This window comes from Pseudochrobactrum lubricantis, assembly GCF_041929865.1.
GTDB lineage: Bacteria > Pseudomonadota > Alphaproteobacteria > Rhizobiales > Rhizobiaceae > Pseudochrobactrum > Pseudochrobactrum saccharolyticum.
In genome coordinates, this window is record NZ_JBHEEE010000001.1 from 354,301 (window position 1) to 368,567 (window position 14,267).

12 protein-coding genes are annotated in these 14,267 nt (G+C 54.2%); 2 read left to right on the forward strand and 10 right to left on the reverse strand.

The window, feature by feature from the left end:
- Positions 1-91: 91 nt before the first annotated feature.
- Genes JNC80_RS01540 through bioB form a run of 5 tightly spaced genes read right to left on the reverse strand, consistent with a single transcriptional unit; the run spans position 92 to position 5,039 of the window.
- On the reverse strand, positions 92-1,042 hold the full coding sequence (locus JNC80_RS01540; protein ID WP_075654211.1) for a beta-ketoacyl-ACP synthase III: 951 nt from the start codon (positions 1,040-1,042) through the stop codon (positions 92-94).
- Entirely contained in the window at positions 1,039-2,313 is a 1,275-nt protein-coding gene (locus tag JNC80_RS01545; protein WP_376709288.1) for an adenosylmethionine--8-amino-7-oxononanoate transaminase, read from the reverse strand. The genes JNC80_RS01540 and JNC80_RS01545 overlap by 4 nt, the downstream gene beginning before the upstream one ends.
- The gene (gene bioD, locus JNC80_RS01550) at positions 2,310-2,945 is read right to left on the reverse strand and encodes a dethiobiotin synthase (RefSeq protein ID WP_376709289.1); all 636 of its coding nucleotides are present in this window, start codon (positions 2,943-2,945) and stop codon (positions 2,310-2,312) included. Before bioD ends, JNC80_RS01545 begins: the two co-directional genes overlap by 4 nt.
- A complete protein-coding gene (locus JNC80_RS01555; protein WP_376709290.1) occupies positions 2,938-4,053 on the reverse strand; it encodes an 8-amino-7-oxononanoate synthase in 1,116 nt (371 codons plus the stop codon). Before JNC80_RS01555 ends, bioD begins: the two co-directional genes overlap by 8 nt.
- Positions 4,047-5,039, reverse strand: coding sequence for a biotin synthase BioB (gene bioB, locus JNC80_RS01560; RefSeq protein WP_376709291.1), 993 nt, complete (start codon positions 5,037-5,039; stop codon positions 4,047-4,049). The genes JNC80_RS01555 and bioB overlap by 7 nt, the downstream gene beginning before the upstream one ends.
- A 281-nt stretch (positions 5,040-5,320) precedes the next feature.
- Between bioB and JNC80_RS01565 the strand changes: the two genes are divergently transcribed.
- Together JNC80_RS01565 and JNC80_RS01570 are read left to right on the forward strand one after the other, a co-directional pair.
- On the forward strand, positions 5,321-6,106 hold the full coding sequence (locus JNC80_RS01565; RefSeq protein ID WP_376709293.1) for a hypothetical protein: 786 nt from the start codon (positions 5,321-5,323) through the stop codon (positions 6,104-6,106).
- 20 nt (positions 6,107-6,126) lie between these two features.
- Positions 6,127-7,779 (forward strand): alpha/beta hydrolase, encoded by a 1,653-nt coding sequence (locus JNC80_RS01570; protein WP_376709294.1) that lies wholly within the window; start codon positions 6,127-6,129, stop codon positions 7,777-7,779.
- A gap of 46 nt (positions 7,780-7,825) precedes the next feature.
- On the opposite strand, the gene lpdA is transcribed toward JNC80_RS01570, so the two are convergent.
- The 5 genes from lpdA to JNC80_RS01595 form a co-directional block, all read right to left on the reverse strand.
- On the reverse strand, positions 7,826-9,223 hold the full coding sequence (gene lpdA, locus JNC80_RS01575; RefSeq protein ID WP_376709295.1) for a dihydrolipoyl dehydrogenase: 1,398 nt from the start codon (positions 9,221-9,223) through the stop codon (positions 7,826-7,828).
- A gap of 1 nt (position 9,224) precedes the next feature.
- On the reverse strand, positions 9,225-10,469 hold the full coding sequence (locus tag JNC80_RS01580; RefSeq protein WP_376709296.1) for a dihydrolipoamide acetyltransferase family protein: 1,245 nt from the start codon (positions 10,467-10,469) through the stop codon (positions 9,225-9,227).
- Positions 10,470-11,483 (reverse strand): alpha-ketoacid dehydrogenase subunit beta, encoded by a 1,014-nt coding sequence (locus JNC80_RS01585; RefSeq protein WP_075654752.1) that lies wholly within the window; start codon positions 11,481-11,483, stop codon positions 10,470-10,472.
- A 17-nt stretch (positions 11,484-11,500) separates the two neighbouring features.
- On the reverse strand, positions 11,501-12,730 hold the full coding sequence (locus JNC80_RS01590; RefSeq protein WP_151158599.1) for a thiamine pyrophosphate-dependent dehydrogenase E1 component subunit alpha: 1,230 nt from the start codon (positions 12,728-12,730) through the stop codon (positions 11,501-11,503).
- A 101-nt stretch (positions 12,731-12,831) separates the two neighbouring features.
- Positions 12,832-14,217, reverse strand: coding sequence for an amidase (locus JNC80_RS01595; protein ID WP_376709297.1), 1,386 nt, complete (start codon positions 14,215-14,217; stop codon positions 12,832-12,834).
- Between the last annotated feature and the right edge of the window lie 50 nt (positions 14,218-14,267).

Below are 14,267 nucleotides of genomic sequence, written 5' to 3' on the forward strand. Positions count from 1 at the left end.
TCCAATTCCTCCATACCGGAGACAAGAATAAGAAACCGCGCCATGCCTTGTGAAATAGTGATACGGCAATCAGGCTATAAAATTTACCGAATTATCCCGTGTAATTGAGCAGTGCCGCTCCGCCTGTCAATCCCGCGCCCGCGGCTGTCAGCAGGATCAAATCGCCTTTACGATAAACACCCTGCCCCAAAGACAGACTGAGCGGAATGGTCGCCGCTGATGAGTTGCCATAGTCACTGATCGTGCGGGTAGTCACCGCATTGCTCAGTTGCAACTGCTCTGCCACCGCATCGAAAATTCGTGCATTGGCCTGATGCGGCACAAAATGATTGATAGTCGTGGATTCAACATCTGCCTGTTGTAAAATTATTTTGCCGCATTCCGTCATAGTCTTCACCGCCTGTGCAAACATGGTACGGCCATCGCGCATGGTCATCAATGTTTCACCTGCCGGAATGCCGATCAGATCATAATGACTGCCATCACTGGTAAGTGTGGAACTGACCAGATTGCACAACCCGTCTCGGGATGGTGCCAGCACAACGGCTCCGGCCGCATCGCCAAACATCACGGCAGACGCCCGTTCTTGCCGGTTGATACGGCGTGAGAGAATATTTGCCGCAACAATCAACACTGCCCGCCCCTGTGTTCGCACCAATGCATCCCCCATCACCAGCGCATAGAGAAAACCGGAACAGGCACCGGCAAGATCGACAGCACCGGCACCTGACAGCCCTAATTTATGTGCCAGCAACGGGGCGGAAGGCGGCAAAAGATGATCGGGCGTAGATGTTGCCAGCAGCACCATACCGATCTCAGATTGAGCTATACCAGCATTTGCCAGCGCCATGCGTCCGGCTGCTGCCGCCAGATCCGTCAGTGTCTCACCATCCTCAACCCAATAGCGACTGCGGATGCCGGTGCGGCATTCAATCCAGCCTGCCTCAAGCCCGAGTTCGGTTTCGATCTCTGGGTTGAACACCTGAAGCTTGGGCACGGCATGACCGAAGCCGATAATGGATGACGGATAAGAGCCACTCATAATTTACCGCTTTGCAACAGGTCTGCCGCCTCATCAATCAGCTGGTAACTGCGCTGCAATTCCTGTTCTGTCACGCAATAAGGCGGCATCAAATAGAGCACATTACCGAGCGGTCGCAGAAGCACGTCATGCGCACGGAAAAACGCTTTCAGCCGCAAAGCCACATTCGAGAGATAACCGCTGCTTTGCGCTTTAACATCCAGTGCTGTGATGGTTCCACATTGCCGGACATTCTCAAAACGCGTGTCATTTTTGAAATGTAGCAACTCACGGCTCTGCATCGCCTGCAAAGTCTGCACCCTTTGCAAAACCGGCTCCTCACGCCAGATTTGCACATTGGCAAGCCCTGCCGCACAGGCAATCGGGTTCGCCGTATAAGAGCTCGAATGATAGAAAGTGCGACTGCGGTCGGTTGAAAGATGCGCTTCAAATATTTCAGGTACACACAGTGTCACGGCCAGAGGCAGCGCCCCGCCGGTAATCCCTTTGGAAAGGCATAGAATATCCGGCGTGATACCGGCCTGCTCACTGGCAAATAGAGTACCGGTACGTCCCCAACCGGTCATCACCTCATCGCAGATCAATAAGACACCATGCGCCTCGGCAATCGCTTTCAACTGCCGCAACACAAAAGCCGGATAGATTTTCATGCCGCCTGCGCCAAGCACCAGCGGCTCGACAATTAATGCTGCCAGTTGTCCGCCACGGCAGAGCTGTTCAAACGCATCCAGCGTTTGCTGTTCGCGCCCCTCAGCGGGAAACGGAATTGTGGCCACATCATAAAGCAGTGCACCATAGGCCGCATTGAACACGCCGCGCTCACCGGCAGACATGGTGCCGATTGTGTCACCGTGATAACTACCGGCCATCACCGCAATTTTGGAGCGTGGTTCACCGCGATTATGGAAATAGCCCAGCGCCATTTTCAGCGCCACTTCCACACAAGTCGAACCACTGTCGGAATAGAACACATGTGACAAACCATGCGGCACAATACGGATCAGTTCCCGTGCCAGTTGCTCCGCCGGTTCATGACTGTATTCCGCAAAAATGATCTGGTCATATTGCTCTGTTGCTTCACGAATTGCCTGCATGATCGGCGGCGTACGGTGACCATGCGTAATCACCCACCAGGACGAAATCAGATCCAGAACTTTACGCCCGTCCTCATCAATCAGATAGGCACCTTCGGTACAGGTAATCTTTTTCGTAACCGGTTCCAGCAGATGCTGGGTAAACGGATGCCAGACCGGCGATGAATAATGGCTCATCGGTCACCTCCGATAAAATCATGCAGATTAAAGTTCTCTGTAAACGCTTGAGCCAATGTCTGCGGGTTCAGATCATCCAGCACCGGCAGGCGACCAAGGCGGCGCACTTTGCCAAGCTCGCAAATGATCCCTTCACTGTCCTCATGCGCATGGCCGATAAAACCCACACCCAGCACCGGAATATTGCGGTTACGCAGTGCTTCCAGTGACAGCAGACTATGATTGATTGTGCCGAGCTGTGTACGGGCGCAAAGAATAACCGGTTGCTGCCAGCGGGCGAAGATATCGAGATAAGTCTGGCTGCGTGTCAGCGGCACCATCAAGCCACCTGCACCTTCCACCACCAACGGCCGGTCACAGTGCGGAATATTCAGAGCGGTGGGTTCGATTTCCACCCCCTCGGCTTGTGCCGAGAGATGCGGTGAAGCAGGTAATTGCAAACGCCATTGCTCCGGCAGGACAGGACAGTCCGGCACTAATCGGCGCACGGTCTCGCTGTCAGTCTCTTCCTCCAGACCGGATTGCACCGGTTTCCAGTAACGGCCTTGCAAAGCCTGTGTGAGGGCTGCGCTGAAGATGGTTTTGCCGATACCGGTATCGGTCCCACTGACAATAAATACAGGATTATTCATAGGAACTTGTAATCTGTTTCAGCACTTCAGCCATACGGGTGATCTGTGCCTCATCAACATTTAATGTGATAGAAATACGCAGCCGCGCAGTACCGAATGGCACTGTCGGCGGGCGAATGGCGCGGATATCAAAGCCATGATTTTGCAGAGCTTCGGCCATTGCCACTGCACGTTGATTATCTCCGATCTGATAGGGTATGATCTGAGAACCGCTTGGCTGCCAATATCGTTCTGCATGACGAATGAGTGCCTGTAATTTCTCACGCCGCTGCGGTTCTGCAACCAACGCCTTCACGCTACCGCGCACAATCGCTGCCTGCAAAGGCGCTGGCGCAGTTGAGAAAATAAAGCCTCGCGCCCGATTAATCAGTACATTAATCAAAACTTTTGCCGCGCAGAGCAGCGCACCGGAAGCACCAAGTGCCTTGCCGCAAGTATGCAAGATCAGCACATTATCCTGCCCCGCCAGTTCTGCCGCTAAACCCCGCCCGTCTGCGCCAAACACACCAGTCGCATGCGCCTCGTCAATATAAAGGAAACAGTCATAATGATCTGCCAAAGCACTCAGCTCTGCGAGCGGAGCAAAATCACCATCCATAGAATAGAGGCTTTCCACTGCCAGCCAGAGTTTGCCGCTTTTCTTTGTCGCACGAAATTGCCGGATGGCCGCTTCAAATGTTGCAATATCATTGTGCGGCACGCTTTTGGTCTTCGCTTTACCTGCCTGCAAGCCTGCATGAATACTGGCATGGATCAGCGCATCATAAAGCACCAGATCGCCAGCTTGGGGGAGCGTAGCAAACACCGCCTGATTGGCGTCGAAACCGCTGGCAAAGTACAAGACTTGTGGTGCCTTGAAAAAAGCAGCAGCTTCCGCCTCCAGCGCTTCATGCTCCGGATGATTGCCACGCAACAAACGTGAACCGCCGGAGCCGACCGGCACGCCACGCTCCAGCGCCTGACTGGCAATATTGCGTAAATAGTCCGAGCCAGCCAATGCCAGATAATCATTGGATGAGAAATCTGCACCTTGCGCCACGTTGAGACTACGCAGCCGTCCCTTGCTTTCAAGCCGTTGCAATATCGCATTGTAAGGCTGCATCAGCATGTGCAGCTTTCCTCAGCCACAGTCTCAGCCTGCATGCCCAAACGCTTCAACAAATCCGCATCGCGGTCATCGCCGGCATTGGCGGCTGTCAGCAGAACATCGCCGATGAAAATCGAATTGGCACCGGCGAAGAAACACATTGCCTGCATTTCATCGCTCATATTGCTGCGCCCTGCGGTAAGCCGCACATGGGATGTCGGCATCATAATCCGCGCCAAGGCGATAATGCGGATGAAAGCAATGGAATCCACCGGTTTAGCATTAGCAAGTTTGGAGCCTTCAATCGGGATCAGCATATTGATCGGTACGCTTTGCGGCACTTCCTCAAGATTGGCCAGCGTCACCAGCATATTAACGCGATCCTGCTCGCTCTCCCCCATGCCGAGAATGCCACCGGAGCAGACATTGATACCGGCCATCCGCACATTATCCAGCGTATCCAGCCGGTCTGCGAAAGTACGGGTGGTGATAATCTGCGGGTAGAATTCCTCAGACGTATCAATATTATGGTTGTAATAATCCAAGCCCGCCGCACCTAGACGCTGTGCCTGCGGCAGTGACAACATGCCAAGCGTCATGCAGGTTTCCATGCCCATGGCTTTGACGCCCTGAACCATCGCAACGACCATATCCATGTCGCGCTCTTTTGGACTGCGCCATGCCGCGCCCATACAATAGCGGGTAGCACCGGCCGCTTTTGCCTGCCGCGCTTCAGCCAGCACACGCTCGACTTCCATCAGTTTGGAAGCCTTCAGGCCGGTCGGATTATGCGCTGATTGGTTGCAATAAAAGCAATCCTCAGGACAGCCGCCGGTTTTAATACTCAGTAATTTGCTCATCTGCAGGCGGTTCGGGTCAAAGTTCTGCCGGTGGATGACATGCGCCTGAAACATCAGATCATTAAACGGCAGATCATAGATGCGGCATGCTTCCTCTGCCGTCCAGCGTGTCTGAGGTGCATTCTGATGAGAAACAGGCTGAGACATGAAATATCCTTATAAAATGATGCTCGTTATAAATTATAGATAATTTTACGAGATTCGGAATTTTCACTTCAGTTAAAACGTCAAAATTGATATGTCCATATAAAAAAATCTATAAATTTATATCGCAACAAACCCAACATTGAATTTTTATCTATAATTTGACGCAAGCCTCCTCTGATGCTCCTCCTATCAAAACTTCGTCAGCCTCATGAATTCAGTGTCTTTTGCTGCAATTTTTGTATTATGCAGGCAGTTCAGATCAGAACCGCAAGAGAGATTTCATGGTGCCGGTACATTTCAAACGCCTTTCGCTCGCCATTTTGGCGCTGGGCATATCTGTTGCTTTCAGCAGCCCGCTACAGGCAACTGTACCCGCCACCGGCACTGAGCACCTGAATAAAGCCTTGCAGGAATTTATTGTGCGGCTGGAAGAAACCAAGCGCACCAAACTCCCGCCGCGCCTGTCCAACAGTCAGGATGCACCTGTGCTTGAGGATTTGTGGAATGTACCGGCGATTATCGGCCAGGCACCCTATCAGGCGAGCGATTTGCCAATATTGATGGATATTATTCAGCAGCAGGCACAGGTGACCAAGGCCTATGTGTCTTTCTCAACTGATCCGCAAAAACCGGCAGATACCGAGAAAAACAGCATCGCTTTTCAGGATGAAATCACCCGCTCTTCTGCCGTTATGGTCAGTTTCATTGCTGCCGCCCTCGAAGCCGCAGGCGACTATGCCGAAACACTGAAAACGACAAGCAACGGCAAAGCACAAACGGATACAATTCTTAAATTGCGGCTCGGCTTGCAGCAGGTCATTAATGGTTCTGCGCTGATGTTAAGCAATCCGGAACTCAATGCCCATAATCAGGAAAGACTGGCGCAAGCACTGGCAGATAACGCCCCCGCAATTGCCAAAGCTATCTCCTTGCAAGATCGTAAAATGCTGAGCAATATTATCGAGCGCGCCAAACCGGTCTTGCGCGATACTGCACGTCAATCCGCCGACCGGTTTATTACGGCTATGGCAAATAAAGACTGCACCGTTCTTTGCGCATTACATTGAAACTAAAGGGAAAATAACTGATGAAACCAGTCTGGCTGGAAAAATTCTGGAGTTCCCTGTCGCTGATCGGGATGTTGCTCGGCACGCTTTTCTTCGCAGCCTCGCTTACGCCATCGCTGGTGCCGCGCCCCTTTTTGATACAGGGCGTGCTGTCGGGAGCCTGTTTCGCCATTGGTTACGGGATCGGTGTTTTTCTGTTCTGGCTGTGGAACTATCTGCAATTGCCGAAGCCTAAAGGCCGGATTTCCACGATCATCAAAATTACGGCCATGGCCGTGACCATCATCACAGCTATGGTGTTTCTATGGCATGCGGCAGACGGACAAAATTCCATCCGCAATCTGATGGGATTGGAAAAAGTTGAAAGCGCGCACCCGCTGAAAACCGGCCTGATTGCGCTGATTACTTTTGTTATTCTGATCGCGCTCGCCCGTTTATTTCATCTGATTTATCGCAGTTCCAGCCGCTGGCTCGATCGCTATATCCCGCCACGCCTGTCACGTTTTACCGGCTTTCTGATTGCTGCCGTGATTTTCAGCATGGCAATCAATGGTGTGCTGTTCCGCTTTGGCCTGCATGTGATGGATTCTTCCTACCGCAAATTTGATGCGCTGATGGAAGCGGAAGTCCCCCAACCGCAAGACCCGCTGAAAAGCGGCAGCGCCGCCTCGCGGGTCAAGTGGGATGAGTTGGGACGTATGGGTCGCAGCTATGTCAGTTCCGGTCCTGATGCGCAGCAGATCAGCAATTTCACCGGCCGTCCGGCACAAAATCCGCTGCGCGTCTATGTAGGCTTGCGTTCCGCTGAAACTGCCAAGGAACGCGCCAAACTTGCGCTTCAGGAGATGATCCGTGTTGGCGCATTTGACCGCTCTCTGCTGCTGGTGACCATTCCGACCGGCACCGGCTGGGTCGATGAAATGGGCATTGATCCGGTGGAATATCTCCATGATGGCGATATTGCCAGCGTTGCCGTGCAATATTCCTACCTCGCAAGCTGGCTCTCGCTGTTGGTTGAGCCGGGCTATGGCAGTGAAACCGCGACGGCTCTGTTTGATGAAGTTTATGATTACTGGACAAAACTGCCGAAAGACAGCCGCCCGAAACTCTATCTCTATGGCCTGAGCCTCGGCGCAATGAATTCTCAGCTTTCATCGGAACTGTTTCAGGTGCTGGGCGATCCTTATCAGGGCGCTTTGTGGAGCGGCCCGCCATTCACCAGCCGTTTGTGGCGCTCCATCACCAATAACCGAAATGAAGGCACACCGGAATGGCTGCCGGAATTCCGCGATGGTTCCTATGCACGTTTCACCAATCAGAATAATGCTTTGAGGCTGCCAAACAGCCATTGGGGGCCGATGCGTATTGTCTATCTGCAATATGCCAGCGATCCGATTGTGTTTTTTGATCCGAAAGACTTCTACCGCGAACCGGACTGGATGAAGGCACCGCGTGGTCCTGATGTATCCCCGCAGCTGAAATGGTATCCGGTTGTCAGCATGTTGCAGCTGGCCATTGATCTGATGCTGGCCACTACCACGCCGATCGGTCACGGTCATGTCTATGCACCGCAGCATTATATTGACGCATGGGTAGAGGTGACTGATGTCAGCTGGTCACAGGCAGATATTGAACGGTTGAAAGAACATTTCATCGCCAAGCTGCCCAAATAATAATCATGATATAGCGGGCTTTGCCACAGCAGAGCCCGCCATAATTTTAACTATGCAGATTGCGGCCAAGCGCCGTAAAAGCGGCCTCCTGAAAGGCTTCGCCGCGTGTCGGATGCGCATGAATGGTCTGCGCCACATCTTCCAGCACAGTGCCCATTTCCAAAGCGAGTGCGAAACCATTGACCAATTCGGATACATCATGGCCGACGGCCTGTATGCCCAGTACCAGATGATTATCCGCCCGTGCGACAACACGGACAAAACCTGTCTCATCCTGCTGGGTCATAGCGCGGCCATTGGCCATAAACGGAAAACTGCCGGTGACAATCTCATAACCATGCAATTTCGCCTGATCCGGTAACAATCCAACGCTCACCACTTCAGGATCAGTGAAACAGACGGACGGTATCACAGGCTCATCCAGCGCCGCTTTATGTCCGGCCAGATGTTCCGCCAGCATCGCTCCCTGTGCCATTGCCCGATGTGCCAGCATCGGTTCGCCGGTCACATCACCGATTGCCCAGACATTGAGCATCGAGGTCGCGCAATATTTATCAATACGGATGAAAGCGCCATTCATTGCCAGATCAAGACTTTCCAGTCCGAACCCGCTGATATTTGGCCGCCGACCGACAGCCACCAGAAACTTATCCGCTTCCACCACCACCGGCGCACTATTGCCATGCTGGTGCACCAGCAATGAACCGCCATCTGCGCTTAATCCCCGCGCTTCACTGCGCGTCATCACGGTAACGCCCAGAGTTGTCAGCCGTTTGCGCACCGGCGTGGTCAGTTCTGCATCCCAAAGCGGCAAAATACGATCCGCTGCTTCAATAATCGTCACCTGCGAGCCGAGTTTGGCAAAAGCCGTACTCAGTTCCATGCCGATATAACCGGCACCGATCACTGCTAAGCGTTTCGGCACCTGCTCCAGCGCCAGAGCATCTGTTGAGGAAATAACATTGCCACCAAAGGGCAAAGCGCCGATCTGCATCGGCAATGAGCCGGTTGCCAGAACAAGATGTTTGGTACGGATACGGGTTGTACCGGCCTTGCCATGAACCACGACAGTTTTACCGTCAATGATCTCTGCAGTGCCTTTCAGCACTGTGACCTTATGCTTTTTCAACAGGCCTTCAACACCGCCGGTCAAACGCCGCACAATAGCACCTTTCCAGCTGAGCGTTTTGCCCCAATCCAGCGACACATCTCCAACGCGCAAGCCCAACGCCGAGCCGGATTGCTGAGCAAGTGCGTGATGATAGGCATCAGCCGCATGGATCAATGCCTTGGAAGGAATACAGCCGATATTCAGGCAGGTGCCGCCAAGCTGCTCCTTCTCAACCAGTATCACCGGCAGTCCAAGTTGTCCGGCACGGATGGCAGCGACATAACCGGCAGGTCCGCCACCAATAATCAGCACATGTGTTGCAATATCTTCCATCTCACACCTCAATGAAAAGTGTTGCGGGAACTTCAAGCAATTGCCTGATGCGGCGGATAAAAGCGGCGGCCTCATAACCATCGACCATCCGGTGATCGAAAGAGGATGACAGGTTCATCATCTTGCGCGGCACAAACTGGTTCTCCTGCCATTGAGGACGTATCGCGATGCGGTTCACACCGATAATCGCCACTTCCGGCTGGTTGATCACCGGCGTTGTCACCAGCCCGCCGAGGTCACCGAGACTGGTGACGGTTATGGTGGAACCGGAGAGTTCTTCGCGTTTCGCCACGCCTTCCCGTGCAGCACCGGCAAGCCGTGTGATTTCTGCGGCCATTGCCCAGAGATCCATCGCTTCTGCATGATGCAGCACCGGCACCATCAGACCGGATGGCGTTTGTGTTGCCATGCCGATATGCGCTGCCTGATGGCGGGTCAGCACCTGCGCTTCCTCATCATAAAGCGCATTCATCTGCGGAAAATCGCGTAGCGCCACAACCAGCGCACGGAGAATAAACGGTAGCACAGTCAGTTTACCACGCCGTTCCGCATGACTTGTATTCAATGTGCTGCGGAGAATTTCCAGATCGGTCACATCCACCTCTTCCACATAGGAAAAATGTGCGACCTCGCGGGAGGACTTCGCCATACGCTCCGCAATCTTGCGGCGCAGACCAGTGATTTTAATCTGCTCTGTACCGTCGCGACGTTGATAGGCCGAACTCTGAGCACTACCGCCGCTGGCTGTGAAATGATCGAGATCATCACGGGTGATACGCCCTGCCGGCCCGCTGCCCTGCACCTGCGTGAGATCAACGCCCAGCTCCCGTGCCAACGCCCTGACCGCAGGTGATGCAAGCGGCTTGTCATGCGCTATCGTGTTTGATGGTTGTACAGCCGAAAAAACAGGTTTTTCGGGCATTGTTGGCTTTACAGGAGCTGGCGGCACAGCCTGAACCGGCGGAGGTGGCGGGGCATCATCCGCCCCAGCCTCTGCCCCTGCCCCTTCCACCTCAATCTCAACCAGCATTGCACCAACAGCCATCACCGTTCCGGCTTCCGCACCGATCTGCAGGACCGTACCCGCCACAGGCGACGGCACCTCCACCGTTGCCTTATCGGTCATCACCGCAGCCAGCAACTGATCCTCTGCGATGACATCACCGGCTTTGACATGCCATTCGACAATCTCAGCCTCGGCAACACCTTCGCCGATATCCGGCATTTTAATGATCTTTTTCACCATTTATGCCTCCATCACTTGCATGAGCGCCCGACCGACCCGTTCCGGCCCCGGAAAATAATCCCATTCATGGGCATGAGGATAAGGCGTGTCCCAGCCGGTCACACGCAGGATCGGTGCTTCCAGTTGATAGAAACAACGCTCCTGTACTTCCGCCGCCAGTTGCGTACCGAAACCGGATAACCGCGTCGCTTCATGAACGATCACGCAGCGTCCGGTCTTGGCGACCGAGGCCGTAATCGTCTCAATATCCAACGGCACCAGCGAGCGCAGATCAATCACCTCGGCATCAATGCCGGTCTCGGTGACAGCCGCTTCCGCCACATGCACCATAGTGCCATAGGCCAGCACTGTGACTGCAGAGCCTTTGCGCCGGATGGCCGCCTTGCCGATCGGCACCGAGTAATAGCCCTCCGGCGTTTCACTCAAAACATGTTTTGACCATGGCACCACCGGCTGATCGTAATGACCGTTGAATGGTCCGTTATAAAGCCGTTTCGGCTCCAGAAAGATCACCGGATCATCATTCTCGATGGCCGAGATCAGCAGCCCCTTGGCATCATAAGGATTGGACGGGATAATGGTCTGCAACCCCGCCACATGGGTAAACAGCGCCTCAGGGCTCTGGCTATGGGTCTGCGCACCGAAAATACCGCCGCCGCACGGCATACGGATCACCATCGGCGCGGTATAATCACCGGCAGAACGGAACCGCAGGCGTGCGGCCTCCGACACGATCTGGTCATAGGCCGGATAGACATAATCGGCGAACTGGATTTCCGCTACAGGGCGCAGACCATAGGCGCCCATACCGACTGCCACACCGACAATACCGGTTTCGGAAATCGGTGTATCGAAGCAGCGCGCCTCACCATATTTGCGTTGCAGCCCTTCTGTGCAGCGGAATACGCCACCGAAAAAGCCGACATCCTGACCGAACACGACAACCTTGTCATCGCGCTCCATCATCACATCCATCGCTTCGCGGATGGCCTCAATCATTGTGCGTCTTGGCAATACAGGTTTTGACATGATCAATACCCCATCTGCTGGCGCTGCTCGCGCAAATGCTGCGGCATGTCCTTATAGACATCCTCGAACATGGTTGCGGGACTGGCTTTCGGCCCTTCATGCAAAGTGCCGTATTTCAAAGCCTCGCGGGCGGCATCATTAATCTCCGCATCAATACCGGCCAGCAGCTGCACATTACGCTCCTCGCTCCATTCGCCTTTGCGGATCAGATGTTGTTTGAGCCGCTCTACCGGATCGCCCAGCGGCCAGTTCAGCTCCTCCTCTTTCGGCCGGTATTTGCTCGGATCATCGGAGGTGGAATGCGGCGCTACACGATAGGTCACCCATTCAATCAGTGTCGGCCCCAGATTGCGCCGTGCCCGCTCTGCCGCCCAGCTTGCCGCCGCATAGACTGCCAGATAATCATTGCCATCCACCCGCAAAGACGGAATAGCAAAACCATGAGCGCGGGAAGCAAAACTGATATTCTCGCCACCTGCCACCGATTGCGGTGATGAAATCGCCCATTGATTATTAACGATATTGAGAACCACCGGCGGACGATAGACCGAGGCAAAAACCAGCGCCGCGTGAAAATCGCTTTCGGCAGTGGAACCGTCACCAATCCATCCGGCTGCAATTTTTGTATCGCCCCGCATAGCAGAGGCCATTGCCCAGCCAACGGCCTGCACAAATTGCGTGCCGAGATTGCCGGAGATCGAGAAAAACCCAGCCTCCGGTGCCGAATACATAACCGGTAATTGCCGTCCTTTAAGATGGTCTTTTTCGTTGGAAAGCACCTGACAAATCATATCTGTCAGCGGGAAGCCTTGTGCTATCAACAGCCCCTGCTGGCGATAGGTGGGGAAATTCATATCCCCTTTTTGCATCACCATCTGAAAAGCGCAGGCAATTGCCTCTTCACCGGTACATTGCATATAGAAAGAGGTTTGCCCCTGTCGCTGCATACGCATCATGCGCCGGTCATAGGCGCGGGTTTTGAGCATGGAGCGCAGACCGTGGCGCAATTGCTCTGCCGTCAGATCCGGCACCCACTCGCCTTTAGCCTCGCCGTCATCATCCAGCACCCGTACCAGATTATAGGCCAGATCATGCATATCATAAGGATCGGAATCAACCGGCGGGCGGCGCATTTCGCCCGCTCCGGCAAAACGTAAATGCGGATTAGGCGGCGGGACACTTTCTCCCCGCATCGTGCGGGGCATATGTAATGAGAGTGGCGGATATGACATGACTGCACTTCTCCATTGGCTGGAACTGATACTGCATGCTGTTTCTGCCGTTCCCCCCGAACGGCAGAATGTATTCCGTTTGTCCCCTTAACCTCTGCTGTCTATATTTTCGGCCACGGCCTTTGCTGCGGACGAAGTTGTTCATAGGCATGGGCAAGTTGCAACACGCCCAGATCATCAAAACGCTGACCAATAATCTGCAAACCGATCGGCAACCCTTTTTCCGTGTAACCACAATTGACAGACACAGCAGGTTGTTCCGACATATTCATGGCAACGGTGAAAGCAATATGCTCGAACGGGCGCTGCGGATCATTCAGCGGTGAAGCCCATTCTGCCGGATAAGTCGGCATCGGCGCTGTCGGCGAAATAATAAAATCATAAGAGCTGATTGCCGCCAGCGCCGCATTGCGCATGGCCTCGATCTGCGCAAAGCCCTGATAGACCTGCGCACCGTTCAAATCCTTACCGCCTTCTGCCCACTGATAAATATAAGGCAGGATTTTTGCCTGATTATCCGGCGTCATTTTAGAGATGTCGCCCCATGAGCGCACGCGCCAGAAATGATCCAGCCCGTCAATCATCTCACGGGTGAGATAGCTAGGCACTTCCTCAACAATCGCACCGGCATTGGCAAAGGCTTGTGCTGCAGCTTCTACCGCCGCTTTGACCTCAGGTTCAACGGCAGAGCCAAAACCGGCATCCAGCCACAGGCCGATACGCAGATCCTTGACATCGCGGTCGAGATTCATCCAGTCGATACGGTTGTAAGGCAGGCTCATCGGATCGCGGCGATCCGGCTTGGACAGAACCGACATATAAAGTGCTGCATCAGCAACCGTACGCGTCATCGGCCCCGCAACACGACCGATAAAAGGCGGATCAATCGGAATACGCCCGAAAGATGGCTTGAGCCCCACCACACCGCACCAACCGGCAGGCAGGCGGATGGAGCCGCCAATATCTGTACCGATATGCAAAGGGCCGTAACCGGCAGCGGCAGCCGTTCCCGCCCCCGCACTTGAGCCGCCGGGATTGGTGGCCAGATCCCACGGATTGCGTGCCAGCTCATGGAAACTCGAAAGGCCGGACGACAACATGCCGAGATCAGGCATGGTCGTTTTACCCAAAATAATACCACCGCTCTCGCGGGATCGGGCAGCAGGCGGTGCATCTTTTACAGCCGGGTTCAATGCTATTGCCGCGCAGCCGAGCGGCACCGGCAAACCTTTGGTGGCGATGTTTTCTTTGATCGTCAGCGGCACGCCGTCAATCGGCCCGCGTTCTTCTTTCCGCCTCCAGCGACCTTCCGACAGAGTTGCTGCGGCCAGTGCCGCTTCCGGCTCAAAAGCCCACATCGCATGAAGCTGCGGCTCGCAACGCTCAATCCGGTCGATCACGGATTCTGCCACTTCCACCGGCGACAGAGTACCCGCTTTATAACCGGCAACCATTTCGACAGCGCTTAAATCAGCAAGCTCGGACATATCTGCTCCCATTTCCCTGTCTGACGCGAACCTCTTGGCGGATTTTGATC

What these genes read in the sequence shown, in the direction of transcription:
- JNC80_RS01590 (WP_151158599.1), bottom strand. Translation starts at nt 12,730, where the DNA reads ATGTCATATCCGCCACTCTCATTACATATGCCCCGCACGATGCGGGGA.
- JNC80_RS01595 (WP_376709297.1), bottom strand. Translation starts at nt 14,217, where the DNA reads ATGTCCGAGCTTGCTGATTTAAGCGCTGTCGAAATGGTTGCCGGTTAT.
- bioD (WP_376709289.1), bottom strand. Translation starts at nt 2,945, where the DNA reads ATGAATAATCCTGTATTTATTGTCAGTGGGACCGATACCGGTATCGGC.
- JNC80_RS01565 (WP_376709293.1), top strand. Translation starts at nt 5,321, where the DNA reads ATGGTGCCGGTACATTTCAAACGCCTTTCGCTCGCCATTTTGGCGCTG.
- JNC80_RS01545 (WP_376709288.1), bottom strand. Translation starts at nt 2,313, where the DNA reads ATGAGCCATTATTCATCGCCGGTCTGGCATCCGTTTACCCAGCATCTG.
- bioB (WP_376709291.1), bottom strand. Translation starts at nt 5,039, where the DNA reads ATGTCTCAGCCTGTTTCTCATCAGAATGCACCTCAGACACGCTGGACG.
- JNC80_RS01580 (WP_376709296.1), bottom strand. Translation starts at nt 10,469, where the DNA reads ATGGTGAAAAAGATCATTAAAATGCCGGATATCGGCGAAGGTGTTGCC.
- JNC80_RS01555 (WP_376709290.1), bottom strand. Translation starts at nt 4,053, where the DNA reads ATGCTGATGCAGCCTTACAATGCGATATTGCAACGGCTTGAAAGCAAG.
- JNC80_RS01570 (WP_376709294.1), top strand. Translation starts at nt 6,127, where the DNA reads ATGAAACCAGTCTGGCTGGAAAAATTCTGGAGTTCCCTGTCGCTGATC.
- lpdA (WP_376709295.1), bottom strand. Translation starts at nt 9,223, where the DNA reads ATGGAAGATATTGCAACACATGTGCTGATTATTGGTGGCGGACCTGCC.
- JNC80_RS01540 (WP_075654211.1), bottom strand. Translation starts at nt 1,042, where the DNA reads ATGAGTGGCTCTTATCCGTCATCCATTATCGGCTTCGGTCATGCCGTG.